Source organism: Micromonospora sp. CNZ296 (genome assembly GCF_007827635.1).
Genome location: NZ_VISW01000005.1, coordinates 283928 through 299239, shown reverse-complemented (window position 1 = coordinate 299239; position 15312 = coordinate 283928). Strand labels below are relative to the sequence as shown.

The 15312-nt window shown below is 74.8% G+C and carries 17 protein-coding genes; 8 read left to right on the top strand and 9 right to left on the bottom strand.

What is annotated here, in order from left to right; translation table 11 throughout:
* Nucleotides 1-23: 23 nt before the first annotated feature.
* Nucleotides 24-1478 carry a glycoside hydrolase family 3 N-terminal domain-containing protein gene (locus tag FB455_RS11575; RefSeq protein ID WP_145753294.1) on the bottom strand — a complete coding sequence of 485 codons (1455 nt, stop codon included), beginning with the start codon at nucleotides 1476-1478 and terminating at the stop codon, nucleotides 24-26.
* 124 nt (nucleotides 1479-1602) lie between these two features.
* Here FB455_RS11575 and FB455_RS11570 point away from each other — a divergent pair, with 124 nt between their 5' ends.
* Nucleotides 1603-2808 carry an ROK family transcriptional regulator gene (locus FB455_RS11570; protein WP_013284437.1) on the top strand — a complete coding sequence of 402 codons (1206 nt, stop codon included), beginning with the start codon at nucleotides 1603-1605 and terminating at the stop codon, nucleotides 2806-2808.
* A gap of 85 nt (nucleotides 2809-2893) precedes the next feature.
* On the opposite strand, the gene FB455_RS11565 is transcribed toward FB455_RS11570, so the two are convergent.
* On the bottom strand, nucleotides 2894-3904 hold the full coding sequence (locus FB455_RS11565) for an ABC transporter permease subunit (RefSeq protein ID WP_013474284.1): 1011 nt from the start codon (nucleotides 3902-3904) through the stop codon (nucleotides 2894-2896).
* Entirely contained in the window at nucleotides 3901-4905 is a 1005-nt protein-coding gene (locus FB455_RS11560) for an ATP-binding cassette domain-containing protein (RefSeq protein ID WP_145753292.1), read from the bottom strand. Before FB455_RS11560 ends, FB455_RS11565 begins: the two co-directional genes overlap by 4 nt.
* A 132-nt stretch (nucleotides 4906-5037) precedes the next feature.
* Here FB455_RS11560 and FB455_RS11555 point away from each other — a divergent pair, with 132 nt between their 5' ends.
* A complete protein-coding gene (locus FB455_RS11555; protein WP_013474286.1) occupies nucleotides 5038-5877 on the top strand; it encodes an ABC transporter ATP-binding protein in 840 nt (279 codons plus the stop codon).
* Between the two features lie 16 nt (nucleotides 5878-5893).
* Nucleotides 5894-6790: a ribokinase gene (locus FB455_RS11550; RefSeq protein ID WP_047893915.1), complete on the top strand. Its 897-nt coding sequence runs from the start codon at nucleotides 5894-5896 to the stop codon at nucleotides 6788-6790.
* 45 nt (nucleotides 6791-6835) lie between these two features.
* Here FB455_RS11550 and FB455_RS11545 read toward each other — a convergent pair whose 3' ends face one another.
* Complete coding sequence (locus FB455_RS11545; protein ID WP_013284442.1) at nucleotides 6836-7600, bottom strand: hypothetical protein; 765 nt, start codon at nucleotides 7598-7600, stop codon at nucleotides 6836-6838.
* 94 nt (nucleotides 7601-7694) lie between these two features.
* Here FB455_RS11545 and FB455_RS11540 point away from each other — a divergent pair, with 94 nt between their 5' ends.
* Complete coding sequence (locus tag FB455_RS11540) at nucleotides 7695-9176, top strand: alpha/beta fold hydrolase (RefSeq protein WP_145753290.1); 1482 nt, start codon at nucleotides 7695-7697, stop codon at nucleotides 9174-9176.
* Between the two features lie 9 nt (nucleotides 9177-9185).
* Here the strand turns inward: FB455_RS11540 and FB455_RS11535 are convergent, their stop codons facing one another.
* The gene (locus FB455_RS11535) at nucleotides 9186-9668 is read right to left on the bottom strand and encodes a DUF6232 family protein (protein WP_013284444.1); all 483 of its coding nucleotides are present in this window, start codon (nucleotides 9666-9668) and stop codon (nucleotides 9186-9188) included.
* 58 nt (nucleotides 9669-9726) lie between these two features.
* Here FB455_RS11535 and FB455_RS11530 point away from each other — a divergent pair, with 58 nt between their 5' ends.
* A complete protein-coding gene (locus tag FB455_RS11530; protein ID WP_071096462.1) occupies nucleotides 9727-10158 on the top strand; it encodes a nuclear transport factor 2 family protein in 432 nt (143 codons plus the stop codon).
* Here the strand turns inward: FB455_RS11530 and FB455_RS11525 are convergent.
* Nucleotides 10104-10712: a DUF6232 family protein gene (locus FB455_RS11525; protein WP_145753288.1), complete on the bottom strand. Its 609-nt coding sequence runs from the start codon at nucleotides 10710-10712 to the stop codon at nucleotides 10104-10106. The two genes, FB455_RS11530 and FB455_RS11525, sit on opposite strands and share 55 nt — an antisense overlap.
* A 131-nt stretch (nucleotides 10713-10843) precedes the next feature.
* On the opposite strand from FB455_RS11525, the gene FB455_RS11520 reads away from it, so the two are divergent.
* Nucleotides 10844-11617 carry an enoyl-CoA hydratase/isomerase family protein gene (locus FB455_RS11520; RefSeq protein WP_013284447.1) on the top strand — a complete coding sequence of 258 codons (774 nt, stop codon included), beginning with the start codon at nucleotides 10844-10846 and terminating at the stop codon, nucleotides 11615-11617.
* A gap of 70 nt (nucleotides 11618-11687) precedes the next feature.
* On the top strand, nucleotides 11688-13310 hold the full coding sequence (locus FB455_RS11515; RefSeq protein ID WP_013474291.1) for an acetolactate synthase: 1623 nt from the start codon (nucleotides 11688-11690) through the stop codon (nucleotides 13308-13310).
* A gap of 55 nt (nucleotides 13311-13365) precedes the next feature.
* On the opposite strand, the gene FB455_RS11510 is transcribed toward FB455_RS11515, so the two are convergent.
* From FB455_RS11510 to FB455_RS11500, 3 genes are read right to left on the bottom strand one after another with little or no spacing between them, the layout of a single operon-like run.
* Complete coding sequence (locus FB455_RS11510; RefSeq protein WP_013284449.1) at nucleotides 13366-13764, bottom strand: PLD nuclease N-terminal domain-containing protein; 399 nt, start codon at nucleotides 13762-13764, stop codon at nucleotides 13366-13368.
* A 26-nt stretch (nucleotides 13765-13790) separates the two neighbouring features.
* Complete coding sequence (locus FB455_RS11505; RefSeq protein WP_013284450.1) at nucleotides 13791-14090, bottom strand: DUF202 domain-containing protein; 300 nt, start codon at nucleotides 14088-14090, stop codon at nucleotides 13791-13793.
* Nucleotides 14087-14473, bottom strand: coding sequence for a YidH family protein (locus FB455_RS11500; RefSeq protein ID WP_013284451.1), 387 nt, complete (start codon nucleotides 14471-14473; stop codon nucleotides 14087-14089). The genes FB455_RS11505 and FB455_RS11500 overlap by 4 nt, the downstream gene beginning before the upstream one ends.
* A 41-nt stretch (nucleotides 14474-14514) precedes the next feature.
* On the opposite strand from FB455_RS11500, the gene FB455_RS11495 reads away from it, so the two are divergent.
* Complete coding sequence (locus tag FB455_RS11495) at nucleotides 14515-15312, top strand: GNAT family N-acetyltransferase (protein ID WP_013284452.1); 798 nt, start codon at nucleotides 14515-14517, stop codon at nucleotides 15310-15312.

The following is a 15312-nucleotide window of genomic DNA, read 5'->3' as shown; positions in this document are numbered from 1 at the left end:
CGGCGGGCCGGGTGAGGTCCGGGTCAGGCGGTCAGGCCGAGCACCTCGGCGGCGGCACGGCCGTTGGCGTGACTGGCGCCGTGGGTCGCGACGAAGGCGCGCGCGCCCGCCGGCCGCCACGCGCCCGGCCAGCCCATCTCGACCACAGTCACCTGATGCGTGGCGGCCAGCGCCTCGACCAGCTCGCGCGCGCCGGGCAGCCGGTGCAGGTGCCGGCCGACCAGCACGACCGGCCGGTCCCCGGCGAGCCGCCGCAACTGGTCCGGGTCGGTCTCGCCCGCCACCGCGCGGGCCTGCTCGACCCCGGCAGCCAGGTGCGGGCCGAGCCCCCAGGGCACCCGCCCCTCGGCGATGGTGGAGGTGGCGTGCACCTGCACCACCAGGGGCGCGGTGTCGCCGGTGAGATCGCCCTCGACGCGTACCGCCCGCAGCGCGGCGGCGTAGCCGAGGCCGTCGACGGCCGGCGGCGGGGCGTCGGCGGGGCCGGTGGCGGCGGCGAGCGCGGCGGTCCGGCCGGCGGCCTCCTCGACCCGCTCCCGAGCCAGCCGGCCGTCGGTGATCGCCGCGACGATCTCGGCGGCGACCGACTCGACCAGCTCGGCGTCCACCCGGGCGCCGATGCACAGCAGGTCCGCGCCGGCGGCCAGGGCCCGCACCGCGCCCGCACCGACCCCGCCGGCGGCGAGCACGGCGCCCTTCATCTCCAGCGCGTCGGTGATGACCGCGCCGGTGAAGCCGTACTCGACGCGCAGCAGGTCGTGCAGGACCGCGCGGCTGAACGTGGCCGGACCGTCGCCGGTCAGCGCCGGCACCCGGATGTGCGCGGTCATCACCGCGCGGACGCCCGCGTCGACCACGGCGGCGAACGGCGGCAGGTCGCGGCCCCGCAGGACCGCTGGCGGCACGTCGACTGTGGGCAGCTCGTGGTGCGAGTCGGCGACCGTGGCGCCGTGCCCGGGGAAGTGCTTGGCGCACGCCGCCACGCCGGTCGACTGGAGACCGGCGACGGCGGCGGCCGAGTGGACAGCGACCCGCTTCGGGTCCGCCCCGAACGAGCGGGTGCCGATCACCGGGTTCTCGTCGGCGGTGTTCACGTCGACAGTGGGGGCGAGGTCGACTGTGATACCGAGCGCTGCCAGCTCCCCGCCGATCGCCGCGTACACCTGGCGGGTGAGGTCGGGGTCGTCCACCGCGCCGAGCGCGGCGTTGCCCGGGTACGGGCTGCCGGTGGCGTGCGCCAGCCGGGTGACGTCGCCGCCCTCCTCGTCGATCGCCACGATCACGTCGGGGCGGCCGGCGCGCAGCGCTGCCGTGGACGCCGCCACCTGGGCCGGGTCGTGGATGTTGGTACCGAACAGGGTGTGCCCGGCGAGCCCGTCGGCGAGCAGGTCGACCGCCCAGTCCGGCGGGACCGGTCCCGGGTACGCGGCCAGCAGCGTGCCCAGCGCGAGCCGGCGCAGTCCTGGATCCAGACCCACGAGTATCCCCTTTCCCTGCCGGGTCGTCCGACCTCTGCGGATGGGGGTGGCCGATACGCTAACGGGCACCCCTCGGCAGGCGTTTTGTGGTTAGAAAACTTTACTGAAAATTGAGGACGTTGGCATGAGTGCGACCCGGCTGCCCGGCACCCCCCGACTCCTGCGGGCGCTCAACGATCGTGCGGCCCTGGAGCTGCTGCTCGAACGCGGCCCGCTGACCCGGGCCCGGATCGGTGAGCTGACCGGGCTGTCCAAGGTCACCGCGTCCCAGCTCGTCGAGCGGCTGGAGGAGCGCGGCCTGGTCGCCCGGGTCGGCGAGCAGGCCGGCGGGCGGGGCCCGAACGCGCAGCTCTACGCCGTCCGGCCGAGCAGCGCGTACGTGGTGGGCGTCGAGGTGGGCGCGGAGCGGGTGGTGGCGGCCTGCGCCGACATCACCGGTACGGTGGCCGGCCGGGTCGAGCAGTCCACGAAGGACACCGACGACCCGGTCGGCGTGGTGCACAACGCCGTGGTCCAGGCGGCGAGCAGCGCCGGGGCGGAGCTGTCCGCCGTCCGGCGCGTCGTGCTCGGCACCCCCGGCCTGGTCGACCCGCAGACCGGCGACATCACGTTCGCGTTCAACCTGCCGCGCTGGCACAGCGGCCTGCTCGCCGCGCTGCGCGAGGACCTGGACACCCCGGTCGTGTTCGAGAACGACGTGAACCTCGCGGCGGTGGCCGAGGCGCAGTCCGGCGCGGCCCGTGGCACCGCCGACTTCGTGCTGGTCTGGGTGGACGCGGGCGTCGGCCTGGCCATCATGCTGGGCGGCCGGCTGCACCACGGCAGCAGCGGCGCGGCCGGCGAGATCGGCTACCTGCCGGTGCCCGGCGCACCCATCCCGCGCGACGTGTCCAAGCGGGCCAAGCCGGCGTTCCAGCAGCTCGTCGGCGCCGACGCGGTACGCGCGGTGGCCGCCGAGCACGGTTTCGCCAGCCCGGAGGCGGCGGAGCAGGGCGTCGCGGCGGCCCGAGCTGCCGAGGTGGTACGCGCGGCCATCGCCGCCGGCACCGCCGGTGGTCCGATGCTGGACGAGCTGGCCCGGCGGCTGGCGCTCGGTGTGGCGAGCACCTGCGTGGTGCTGGACCCGCCGCTCGTGGTGCTCGCCGGGGCGGTCGGGCAGGCGGGCGGGGCGGCGCTGGCCGAGCGCGTGCAGCACGAGGTCGCCGCGATCACGCTGGTCCGGCCCCGGGTGGTGACCACCGGGCTGACCGAGGAGCCGATCCTGCGGGGCGCGCTGCGTACCGCGCTGGACGCCGTACGCGACGAGGTGTTCGGCTCGACGGTCGGCTGACCGCGTCGTGCACCCTGGCGCCATGTGAAGGAATCCTTCATCATGGCGTCAGGGTTCGCAAGGAGTTGCCGAGGTGTGGCTCCGGTCAGATCAGGTCGCGGCGGCGGAACACCGTGAACGCGGCGGCCACCAGCGCGCCGGTGAGCCCGAGCAGCACCACCAGGCCGGACGTCCAGGTGAGCGTGTAGGAGCCGTCGCAGTAGCCGGAGATCCCGGGGCCGCAGGCGTTGTTGTCCCAGAGCCGCACCTCACCGGACAGCCAGGCCGCCAGATAGCTGGACAGCATGTACCGGTCCGGCCGGCCGACCTCCAGGATCTGGAACACCAGCCGCGCCCCCAGCTCCCACACCACCACGTACGCGGCCACGGTGCCGAGCGCCGCCGACGTGTGCCGGCCCAGCGTGGCGACGGCGAACCCGAGCGCCGCGGCGAGCAGCACCAGCATCAGCCCGCGTACCCAGATCGCTGCGAGCGACGGCCAGAAGTCGCCGCCGGTCCGCCCGACCAGTCCGGACGCCTGGCCGATCAACCAGAAGGACCCCAGGTACGCCGCCGACGCCAGCACCGACAGGCCGAGCAGCCCGCCCAGCAGCGTGCCGAGCTTCGTGGCGAGCACCGTCGGCCGCCGGGGCCGCCACAGCAGCAGGTTGACCACCCCGCCCGAGTTCAGGTCCGCCCCGATGTAGGAGGCGCCCACCAGGAACCCGAACAGCGTCAGGAACGCGATCAGGAAGTAGAGCAGCGGCTCGGCCTCCTTGGCGAAGACGAACACACCGCTGAGGTAGTCGGCCGTGGTCGGCAACTCCTCGATCTGGGCCGGGTCGATCTGGGCGCAGTCGCGCGGCAGGTAGTCATTCTCGCCCGGCGGGATCGTGCCCTCGCGGATCCGCAGGCAGCGGTCGTACGTCATCTCCATCTGGCGCACGCTCTCCGCCGCCTGCGCCTGCGCCCGGCTCAGCTCCGCCGGGCCGGGCCGGTGCGAACCGGCGAGCGTGGTCACCACGGTCACCGCGAAGGCGGCAGCCAGCAGCACCACCATGAGCTGCACGAAGCGCCGGGCGGCCAGCCGCTCCAGCTCGGCACGGACCAGGTTCACGCGTCCACCTCCCGGCTCTCCCGGACGTCGAGGTCGATCACTCCGTCGCTCGGCGGCGCGCCGTCGACCTGCCGCGGCACCGCCACGTGCTCGTTGCCGCCGGTCAGCTCCAGGAAGACGCTCTCCAGGTCCGGCCGCAGCGGGACCAGCTCGCGTACCCACATGCCCTGCTCGCCGAGCGTCCGGCTGATCGTCTCCGGATCCTGCACACCGGTCACCACCAGGTGGTCCGGCGCTACCGCCACCGACAGGCCGGCGCGGCCCAGCACCTGCCCGGCCTGCTCCGGATCGGCCACCCGGACCCGCCACTGGTGCTGGTCGAAGCCGGCCAGCACCTCCTCCACCGGCCCGTACGCGACCCGCTGCCCCCGGCTCACGATCGTCACGTGGTCGCAGATCAACTGGATCTCGGCGAGGATGTGGCTGGACAGCAGCACCGTCACCCCGGCCTCGGCCAGCGACCGGGTCAGATCACGCATCTCCCGGATGCCGGCCGGGTCCAGCCCGTTCGCCGGTTCGTCCAGGATCAGCAGCTCCGGGTTCTTCAGCAGGGCCGACGCGACCGCCAGCCGCTGCTTCATGCCCAGCGAGTAGCCCTTGACCCGCTCGTCGCTCCGGTCGCGCAGCCCGACCTGCTCCAGCACCTCGTCCACCCGGGCGGTCGGCACACCCCCGGCCAGGGCCAGCAGCCGCAGCGTCCGGTGCGCGGTGAAGTTGGCGAAGAACTGCGGGCTCTCCACGATCGCGCCGACCCGCCCGGCCACGTCCGGCAGGTGCTCGGGGGACTCGGCACCCAGCACGCGCATCCGCCCGGCGTCCGGCCGGACCAGCCCCAGCAGCGCGCGCAGCGTGGTGGTCTTCCCGGACCCGTTCGGCCCCAGGAAGCCGTGCACCTGGCCCGCCTCGACCAGCATGTCGAAGCCGTCGACGGCGACCCGGCGCCCCTGGCGCAGCGTGTGGAACGTCTTGCGGAGGCCGGCGATCTCGATGACCGCGCTCATCCGCGCGCCTCCCGGCAGCGGTCGGGCATGGGTGTCCTTCCGGAAGCGGTGACCAACGACACGGCGCCCCACCCTATGGCGGCGGCGCCGCCCGTGGGGGGCGCCGGGCCGGGTGCGTGATTGGATGGAGCGGTGACTGGTGACCTGATCCCCGGCGCCCCGGGCGCCCTCGCCCCCTCGACCGTGGACGCGGATCTGGTGGTCAGCCTCGACGGGGTCGGCGTCAAGCGTTCCGGCACGGCGCTGGTGCACGACGTCGACTGGCGGGTCGAGCTGGACGAACGGTGGGTGGTGCTCGGGCCGAACGGCGCGGGCAAGACCACGCTGCTCAACCTGGCCGCCGGCCGGCTGCACCCGACCAGCGGCGTCGCGCACGTGCTCGGCGAGCGCATCGGCCGTACCGACGTCAACGAGCTGCGTACCCGCATCGGCCTGTCCACAGCGACGCTCGCCGAGCGGATCCCCGCCGAGGAGCGCGTCGTCGACGTGGTGGTGACCGCCGCCTGGTCGGTGGTCGGCCGCTGGCGGGAGAGCTACGACCGCACCGACGAGGTCCGCGCCGCCGCGCTGCTGCGCCAGCTCGGCGTCGGCCACCTCACCGACCGCACGTACGGCACGCTGTCCGAGGGCGAGCGCAAGCGGGTGCAGATCGCCCGCGCCCTGATGACCGACCCGGAGCTGCTGCTGCTCGACGAGCCCGCCGCCGGGCTCGACCTGGGTGGGCGCGAGGACCTGGTGGCCCGGCTGGCCGAGCTGGCGTACGACCCGGACGCGCCCGCGATGGTGCTGGTCACGCACCACGTGGAGGAGATCCCGCCGGGCTTCACCCACGCGCTGCTGCTGCGCGAGGGTGCCGTGGTGGCGCAGGGCCTGCTCGCCGACGTGCTCACCGCCGACAACCTGTCGAAGACGTTCGGCCTTCCGCTGGTGGTCACGCGGTCCGGCGACCGCTGGGCCGCCCGCGCCGCCTGAGCGACGGGACGACACAGTGCCGCAGACCCGGATCGCCGTCGTCGGCAGTGCCAACATGGACCTGGTCGGCATCGGCGCCGCGCTGCCCCGGCCCGGCGAGACCGTGCTGGGCGACGACTTCGTCATGCTGCCCGGCGGCAAGGGCGCCAACCAGGCGGTCGCCGCGGTACGCGCCGGCGCGTCCTGTGTCTTCCTGGGCGCGATCGGCTCGGACTCGTTCGGCGTGACGCTGCGGGCCCGCATGACGGCGGCCGGCGTGGACACCGGCCACCTGCGGGTGGTCTACGGCCCGTCCGGCGTCGCGCTGGTGATGGTCGGCGGCGCGGGGGAGAACGCCATCCTGGTCACCCCCGGGGCGAACGCCGCGTTCACGTCGCTGACCGCCGGCGAGCTTTCCGCCGTACGCGATGCGGACGTGCTGGTCGCGCAGCTGGAGGTGCCGGTCGAGACGGTGACCGAGGCGGCGCTGGCGGCCCGGTCCGCGGGCACCCGGGTGGTGCTCAACGCCGCTCCGGCCCGGTCGGTGCCGGCCGAGCTGCTGGCGGCCACCGACCTGCTCGTGGTGAACGAGCCGGAGGCGCAGGCGCTGACCGGTCGCGGCCGGGACGAGCCGGCGGCGCTGCTCGACCTGGTGCCCCGGGCGGTGCTCACGCTCGGCGGCGACGGCGCCTGGTACGTCGACCGGGACCGCCCGCCGACGCACGTGCCGGCGGTGCCGGTGGACGTGGTCGACTCGACCGCCGCCGGGGACGCGTTCACCGCCGCGCTCGCGGTGGCCTGGGGCGAGGGGCGGGACCTGGCCGACGCGGTCCGCTGGGCGGCGGCCGCCGGTGCGGCGTGCGTGCGCAAGCTCGGTGCCTCGGTGGCTCTGCCGCACCGCGCGGAGATCGACGAGCTGTTCCCCGGCGGTTAAGAAGGGGCCCTTCCTCTACCGGAGGCGTTAAGAAGGGGCCCTTCCTTACACCTCGTCGGTGAGGCGCTCGCCGCGGCGGCGCAGCATGCCGAGCCCGGGGATGCCGGCGACCGCGAGCTTGAGATCGCGTGTGACGTCCAGCAGGTCGTGCAGGTCCGGGCCGACCCGGTCCAGCGTGGCCAGGATCGGCAGCACGTCCGAGGTGAGATGGTCCTTGAGCTTCGGCAACTCGTCCACCAGCCGGATCGCGGCGGTCACCTCCTCCGGGCTGAGCTGCTCCACGAAACGGGCCGCCATCGGCGCGGCCCGGCGCAGCGTCGCCTCGTACGCGGTCAGCAGCTCGGTCGCGACGCCCGTCGCCTTCTCGGCGGTCGCCAGCGTGCCCGCCGCCCGCGCGGTCACCGTCTCCGCCTCGGTCACCACACCGGCCGCCGTCCGGGCCACCCGGTCGGCCTGGCCGACCACCGTGGCCGCCGCCTCGGAGACCCGCTGCGCCTCGCCGACCACCACAGTCGCCGCGGCGGCCACCTCGGTCGCCGTGTCGATCGCCGCGGTGGCGGCGGTGCTGATCACCGCCACCTCGCGGACCGCCGTCTCGGCGTCGGTGAGCACCCGGTCGGTGCGGTCGAGCGTGCCCTCGATCCGGTCCACCACCCCGTCGATCCGCCGGACCAGCGCCTCCACCTGATCGAGGACGGCGAAGGCGCGAGCGGGCACCGAGGCCACCGTGGCGGCCGAGCCGAGCGCCTGGTCCAGGGCGGTACGGGTGAGGCCGAGCACGGCGCCGGGCCGGGGAAGAGGGATCGCCATGACATCCAGTGTGCGGCGTCGCTGCCAGTGCCGCCCGACGGCAGCCGGGCGGCGAAGGTCACGCCGGGCCTCCGACGCGGCGTAGGGTGCCGGCATGCCCACCCCCGGCCCGGCGTCGCGGCGACTGCTCGCCTGCGGCGTGGCCGCGCTGCTCGCCGTCGTCCTGGGCGCCCTGCTCCTGGCCCGCGCCGACGCCGGTCTGAGCACCCGGCGGGCGACCGTGGCGGGAGTCCCGCTGACCGAGGTCCGGGCGGACGGCGTGAGCGGCGACCTGCGGCCCGGGGTGGTGATCGCGCACGGTTTCGCCGGGTCGGCCCGGCTGATGCGGCCGCTCGCCGACTCGGTGGCCCGCCGGGGCGGGATCGCGGTGCTGCTCGACTTCGCCGGCCACGGCGCCAGCCACGCCCGGCTACCCGGTGCGGGCCGGGACGAGGATCGCAGCCGGGCGCTGCTGCGGCACGACCTGGACGTGGCGGTCGCCTGGCTGCGCGGGCGTCCCGGCGTCGACCCGGACCGGATCGTCCTGGTCGGGCACTCGATGGGCGCCGGCGCGGTCACCCGGTACGCGGTGGCGCATCCGGAGATCGACCGGACCGTGGCGATCTCGCTGCCCGACGGCGGTGACGTGCCGGCCGGCTGGCCCGGGAGGCTGACGCTCGTGGTGGGCGGGCTGGAGTTCGCCGGCTTCCGCCAGGCGGTCGACGAGGCGACGCGGGACGCGCCACCGGGCACCCGCACGCGGGTGGTGGCACCGGGCACCGAGCACGTGTCGGTGCTGTTCGCGCCGCGTACCCACGCCGCGGTGCTCGACGCGCTCCCGGACCGTACCGGCGGGCCGCCGCCGGCCCCGCTGACCCGGCCGGGCGGCGCCGGGCTGCTGCTGGCAGGGCTCGCGCTGGGCTTCGTGCCGCTGGCGGCGCTGCTACCGCGCCGGGCGGGGGCGGGCACCGGCGGTCCGCGTACGGGTGCGGGCCGGTGGCTCGCCGCGACGGTGGCGGCGGCCGGGCTGGGCGCCGCGCTCGCCGCGCTGCTGCCGACCGCCCGGCTGCCGCTCGCCGTGGGCGGGTACGTGGCAGTGTTCCTGCTGTTCACCGGCGTGCTGCTGGCCGCCGTGGCACGCCTCGCGCAACCCCGCCGGCCACCGGTGACCGAGGGTGGCGTCCGGTCCGCTGCCGTCGCTGTCGGGCTCCTCGGGTACGCCGCGCTCGCCGTCGCGCTGCCGCTGCACCTCGGCCTCACCTCGACCGTGCCGGTCGGGGCCCGGTGGTGGCTGCTGCCCCTGGTGACGTTCTGCTGCCTGGTCTTCCTGCTCGGCGCCGAACGGCTCGCGGACGGCCACGGCATCCGGTACGCGGCCACCGGCGGGATCGCCGTGCTGGTGCTCGCCGTCGCGGCGGTGCTCGGCCTGGCACCTGGGTTCGTGCTGCTGGTGGTGCCGCTGTTCGCGGCGCTGGTGGCCGGGCAGGCGGCCTGGGCCGTGGTGTTGCGCCGCCGGGCCGCGCCGTGGTGGCTGGCGTCGTCGGTCGGGGCGGTGGTGCTCGCCTGGCCGATCGCGACCACGCTGCCGCTGGCCTGACCGTCGCCGCTATCGGCTGTCGGTCTGCTGTTCCACGGCGCGTTGCACGGCCCGGTAGATCTGCCCGAACCGCAGCGCGTCGGGCGTGCGGACCAGCATCGTCTCCCGGCCGTGGTGCTGCACCCACAGCTCGTGCACCCGGTTGCCGCGCTCGTAGGAGCGGTCCAGCCACCCGAGCGGCACCTCCAGGAACGGGGTGAGCGCCAGCCCCGCCACCACGAACGCGGCCAGGATGATCAGGGCCAGTTTCCACTCGCCCCGGTCCTGCGCGGACCAGGCCAGCGAGAGCACGCAGACCACAGCGACGAGGGGTGGCAGCGACAGCAGCAGGACCAGCACCCCGCGGCCCAGCACCCGTCCCCGGACGGCGAGCGTGGTGGTGCCGCGTGCGTGCCAGACGTACGTGACGTCGGCGAGCGCGACGACCTGCCCGCCCGCGTGGATCGCCTCCGAGGTGACCTGTACGGCGTCGTCCCGGTAATAGAGGACCATGAATCAGCCTAACCGCGTGTGTCGACAGCGGACGGTCGAGCGTCGGTAGGATGACGGCATGACGGACCGGAACGGGGCCGGAACCGGCGGTGACGAGCAGGCGCGCAACGTCGAGGTGGTCAGGCGCTACCTGCGCACCTTCGTCACGAAGGACCTGGCCGAACTGGCCGAGGTGGTCGACGAGGACGTGGAGATCTACGGCTCCGGCACCGCGGTGCGCGGCAGGCGCTACCCCGAGGCCGCCGTCTCCTCACCCGGCCTGACGGTGATCGACCAAGAGGTTCGGGAGATCTTCGCGGCCGGGGACCGGGTGGTGGTGTCGCTGGCGCAGACGTACCGGCGGGACGCGACCGGTGCGACCACCGTGCAGAGCGCCTGCAAGATGTACCGCCTGGCCGGCGGCCGGATCGTGCAGTTCTGGGGCGAGCAGGACACCTACGGTCTGTTGCGCGGGCTCGGCCTGCTGCCGGACGAGCCGATCACGTTCTGACCCGTCGCGGCAGGACCGGTCGCGGGACGACCGGTCGCGGGACGACCGGCCGCGGGACGACCGGGTGCGGTACGGCCCGGCCCGGGGCGACCCGGTGCGGACGGCAGGCTCTCCATGGCGCGCTGCACCGCCCGGTAGACCTGCCCGAAGCGCATCGCGTCGCGGGTGTGCAGCAGCCGCACCGGGCGGCCCCGCCATTCGGCCCACATCTCCATCTCCCGGCTGCCCCGGGCGTACGAGCGGTCCAGGTGTTCGAAGAGGAAGTCCGCGAGCGGGCCGACGGCGAGCCCGACCAGCACCGAGACGCCGACGATGGCGACGGTGACCGGCGCCGAGCGCTGCAGCCACACGGCCAGCGCGATGCCCAGCACGGCGGCCACCAGCGGCCCGGCGAGCGCGGCCCCGATCGCGCTGCGCCCGGCGAGCACCCGCCAGGAGCGGTCGCCCCGCCGGTGCCACACGGTGGTCAGTTCGGCCAGCGGGTAGCTGCGCCCGTCCACCCGTACCGCTGTGGAGGTGACCTGGACGGAGCGGTCGTCGTAGTAGGTGATCATGGCCTCACTCCCGGTGGCGGGGCTGCGGCGACTCCGGCGGCGACCTGGGGAGTCGCCGACACCACACTGTCTACCCCAACGAGGCGAGTCGTAAGGTTGGCACGCGACTTCGACGAGGAAGTGAGGGCAGCGTGGGCGAGTTCGTCAGGCTGGAAGTGAAGGACGGCATCGGCACCATCCGGCTGGAGCGGCCGCCGATGAACGCGCTCAACACCCAGGTGCAGGAGGAGTTGCGCGCCGCCGCGTCGGCGGCCACCGGCGACGCCGAGGTCCGCGCCGTGATCGTGTACGGCGGCGAGAAGGTCTTCGCGGCCGGTGCGGACATCAAGGAGATGGCCGACATGTCCTACGTGGACATGGCGGAGCGCGCTGCCGACCTGTCCAGCGCGCTCGGCGCGATCGCCCGCATCCCCAAGCCGGTCGTCGCCGCGATCACCGGGTACGCGCTCGGCGGCGGCTGCGAGCTGGCGCTGGCCTGCGACTGGCGGATCGTCGCCGAGGACGCCAAGCTCGGCCAGCCGGAGATCAAGCTGGGCATCATCCCGGGCGCCGGCGGCACCCAGCGGCTGGCCCGCCTGGTCGGCCCGGCTCGCGCCAAGGACCTGATCATGACCGGGCGGATGGTCGACGCCGCCGAGGCGCTGCGGATCGGCCTGGCCGACCGGGTGGTCCCGGCCGCCGAGGTCTACGACGCCGCTGTGGCGTACGTGAAGCCGTTCCTGACCGGGCCGGTGCAGGCGCTGCGCGCGGCGAAGGCGGCTGTCGACGGCGGTCTGGACATGGACCTCACGTCGGGCCTGGCCTGGGAGAGCCAGCTCTTCGCGGCGCTGTTCGCCACCGACGACCGGCGCGAGGGCATGGCCGCGTTCGTGGAGAAGCGCAAGCCGGGCTTCACCGGTCGCTGACGCGAGACCTGTTCACATCCGCGATACCGGCCAGTAGCGTGACCCCGGTCGGTCGACGAAGGGGAATGGCATGACGGAGCGGATCGAGGGCCACGGGGGCGATCTGGCACTCGCGGCACTACGCGCGCACGGCGTACGGGAGATGTTCACGCTGTCCGGCGGGCACGTCTTCCCGCTCTACGACGCCGCGCACAGGGCGGGTTTCCCCCTCTACGACGTGCGGCACGAGCAGTCCGCGGTGTTCGCCGCCGAGGCGGTCGCCAAGCTCCAGCGCCGCCCCGGCCTGGCCGTGCTCACCGCCGGCCCCGGCGTCACCAACGGGGTCTCCGGCCTGACCAGCGCGTTCTTCAACGCCTCACCGGTGCTGGTGCTCGGTGGGCGGGCGCCGCAGTTCCGCTGGGGCTCGGGCAGCCTCCAGGAGATGGACCACCTGCCGCTCGTCGCGCCGGTGACCAAGCACGCCGAGACGGTGTTCAGCGCCGACGACATCCCGCGCGCGGTGTCGGCGGCGCTGACCACCGCGCTCACCCCGCACCGCGGCCCGGTGTTCCTGGACTTCCCGCTGGAGGCGGTCTTCTCGGTCGGTGACGCCGACCTGCCGGCGGTCACGCCGCCGGCGCCGATCGAGCCGGACCCGGACGAGGTGGCGAAGGCGGCCCGCCTGATCGCCGGCGCGTCGCGGCCGGTCGTCATCGCCGGCTCCGACGTGTACGCGGGCGACGCCGTCGAGGCGCTGCGCGCCGCCGCCGAGTCGCTTCGGGTGCCGGTGTTCACCAACGGGATGGGCCGGGGCGCGCTGCCGCCGGAGCACCCGCTCGCCTTCGCCAAGGCCCGCCGGGTCGCGCTCAAGGGCGCCGACGTGGTCGTGGTGATCGGCACCCCGCTGGACTTCCGGCTCTCCTTCGGCGACTTCGGCGACGCCCAGGTGGTGCACGTCGTGGACGCGCCCAGCCAGCGGGCCGGGCACGTGCAGCCGGCCGCCGCGCCGGCCGGTGACCTGCGGCTGATCCTCGGCGCGTTCGCCGACCACGCCGGTGACCGGGCCGACCACGCCGACTGGATCGCCGAGCTGCGGACCGCCGAGGACGCGGCGAAGGCCCGCGACGCGGAGGAGATGGCCGCCGAGACCGACCCGATCCGCCCGGCCCGGATCTACGGCGAGCTGCGCAGGGCGCTCGCCCCGGACGCCATCACCATCGGCGACGGCGGCGACTTCGTGTCGTACGCCGGCCGCTATCTGGAGCCGGCCCAGCCCGGCACCTGGCTCGACCCCGGCCCGTACGGGTGCCTCGGCACCGGCATGGGCTACGCGATGGGCGCCCGGGTCAGCCACCCGGACCGGCAGATCTGCGTGCTGATGGGCGACGGCGCGGCCGGCTTCTCGCTGATGGACGTGGAGTCGCTGGTCCGGCAGAAGCTGCCGGTGGTGATCGTGGTCGGCAACAACGGCATCTGGGGGCTGGAGAAGCACCCGATGCGGGCGATGTACGGCTACGACGTGGCCGCCGACCTCCAGCCCGGCCTGCGCTACGACAAGGTGGTCGAGGCGCTCGGCGGCGCGGGCGAGACGGTGGAGAAGGCCGCCGACCTCGGGCCCGCGTTGGGGCGCGCGTTCGACTCGGGCGTGCCGTACCTGGTGAACGTGCTGACCGACCCCGCGGACGCGTACCCCCGTTCGTCGAACCTGGCCTGACCACGGCGCGTGCGGGCCGTCCACCGGGTGACCGGCGGGCGGCCCGCTGCGCGTGTCAGACCTCGGGGCGGTCCCTGTCGTCCGGGCGGCCGCGCAGCTCCTCCTCGCGGCGGCGCAGGTCCTCCTCCCACAGCCGCAGCCGTTCCTGGTCCTCGCGGCGGGACCGCTCGTCCAGCGAGGCGAGGAACTCCGGGTCGTCGTCCGGTGCGAGCGGGCGGCGGGCCGGGGCGGCGGGCCGGGCCGTGCCGGTGACGCCGGCGGTCCCGGCCGGGCGCTCGCGGCCCACCAGGAACCAGGCGATCGAGCCGACCAGCGGGAAGAAGAGAATGATCAGCACCCAGATCATCCGGGGCAGCGCCTTGACCTTCTCCTCGTCGGCGGAGAGACAGCTGATCAGCGCGCACACGGCGAGGACGATCTGGACCAGGAAGAGCAGCACGTAGAGGCGGGCCATGACTCATGATGGCTCACCGCCGCTCGTCAGCGCACCCCGCCGAGCACGTGCGCCACGCCGAGCACCGCAAGTCCGGCCGCGCCGAGCGCGGTCAGCGGCACCGACCATCTGTCGAACCGGCGCGGTCCGGTGCCGGTGGCCCGGTGCCACGTCACCACGAGCACGGCGAGCCAGACCACCACCGCGAGCCCGGCCGGCGCCGCGTCCGCGGCCCGGCCGCCGAACGCCGGCCGGAGCTGGAGCAGCAGCACCGCAGTGAGCGTGAGCAGCGTCCGCCGCCACGCCAGCCGGGTGCGCTCGGGTTGCAGGCCGGGGTCACGGGTCACCGCGCGCCGCCCACCAGCACGGCGGCCACCAGCAGCAGCGCGCCGACCGCGACGACGAGTGCGAGGACGGCCGGGAAGCGGGACGCGGGCAACTCCTCGTTCAGCCGCATGGCGCGTTCGGTGCGCGCCCAGTGGTCGACCGCCCGGATCGAGACGGTGGCGCCGAGCAGCAGCAGCGCGACCGCGAGCGTCTCGCGCAGGTGGGCCAGGCGCAGCGGCGGCAGGAACTGCGCGGCGGCCAGCCCGCCCGCCACCAGCGCGAGACCTGTTCGCAGCCAGGCCAGGAACGTCCGTTCGTTCGCCAGCGAGAAGCGGTAGTCCGGCGGGGTGCCGACCGAACGCAGCTCACGCGGGTCGAACCAGCTCTTGATCGACTCCCACACGCTGCCGATTATCCGCTTTGCCCCGCGCCTAGCCTGGGGGGATGACCGATCTTGACGCGCGCGAGCTGCGCGACGCCTACGACAGCCAGATCCGACCGGAGCTGCCGGACCCGCTGCCGGCCGGGGTGACGGTCGAGCGCGACGGCCCGCTGTTCCGCGTGCTCGGGCTCGACCACCGAGGCTTCCTGACGTACCGGACGCTCGACGGTCTGGCCGGCGCCGAGCTGGACGCGCTCATCGCCCGGCAGGTCGAGGTCTTCCGGGACCGGGGCGAGCCGGTCGAGTGGAAGCTCGCCGGTCACGACGAGCCGGCCGACCTGGGCGACCGGCTGCGCGCCGCCGGATTCGTGCCGGAGGACCAGGAGACGGTCGTGGTCGGCCCGGTCGCGCCGCTCGCCGCCGCCGTCCCGGTGCTCCCCGAGGGGGTACGCCTGCGCGAGGTCACCAGCCGGGCGGACCTGGAGCGGATCGCCGCGATGGAGGAGGAGGTCTGGCACTCCGACCGCAGCCACCTGGTGTACGGGCTGGTCCGGGAGATCGAGGCCGATCCGCAGTCGATCACGATCGTGGTGGCGGAGGCGGGCGAGACCGTGATCAGCGCCGGCTGGATCCGTTACCAGCGGGGCACCGGCTTCGCCAGCCTCTGGGGCGGCTCGACGCTGCCGCAGTGGCGCAGGAAGGGCGTCTACCGGGCGCTCGTGGCCCACCGGGCGCGGCTGGCGCAGCAGCGCGGCAAGACGCTGCTCCAGGTGGACTGCTCGCCGGACAGCCGCCCCATCCTGGAGCGGCTCGGGCTCGTTGCGGTCACCACCTCCACGCCGTACGTCTACACTCCGTGA

Excerpts from the sequence above, each read along its gene's own strand:
- FB455_RS11525 (WP_145753288.1), bottom strand. The coding sequence starts at position 10,712 with ATGATCACCTACTACGACGACCGCTCCGTCCAGGTCACCTCCACAGCG.
- FB455_RS11560 (WP_145753292.1), bottom strand. The coding sequence starts at position 4,905 with ATGAGCGCGGTCATCGAGATCGCCGGCCTCCGCAAGACGTTCCACACG.
- FB455_RS11510 (WP_013284449.1), bottom strand. The coding sequence starts at position 13,764 with ATGGCCCGCCTCTACGTGCTGCTCTTCCTGGTCCAGATCGTCCTCGCC.
- FB455_RS11530 (WP_071096462.1), top strand. The coding sequence starts at position 9,727 with ATGACGGACCGGAACGGGGCCGGAACCGGCGGTGACGAGCAGGCGCGC.
- FB455_RS11540 (WP_145753290.1), top strand. The coding sequence starts at position 7,695 with ATGCCCACCCCCGGCCCGGCGTCGCGGCGACTGCTCGCCTGCGGCGTG.
- FB455_RS11495 (WP_013284452.1), top strand. The coding sequence starts at position 14,515 with ATGACCGATCTTGACGCGCGCGAGCTGCGCGACGCCTACGACAGCCAG.
- FB455_RS11535 (WP_013284444.1), bottom strand. The coding sequence starts at position 9,668 with ATGGTCCTCTATTACCGGGACGACGCCGTACAGGTCACCTCGGAGGCG.
- FB455_RS11515 (WP_013474291.1), top strand. The coding sequence starts at position 11,688 with ATGACGGAGCGGATCGAGGGCCACGGGGGCGATCTGGCACTCGCGGCA.
- FB455_RS11545 (WP_013284442.1), bottom strand. The coding sequence starts at position 7,600 with ATGGCGATCCCTCTTCCCCGGCCCGGCGCCGTGCTCGGCCTCACCCGT.
- FB455_RS11570 (WP_013284437.1), top strand. The coding sequence starts at position 1,603 with ATGAGTGCGACCCGGCTGCCCGGCACCCCCCGACTCCTGCGGGCGCTC.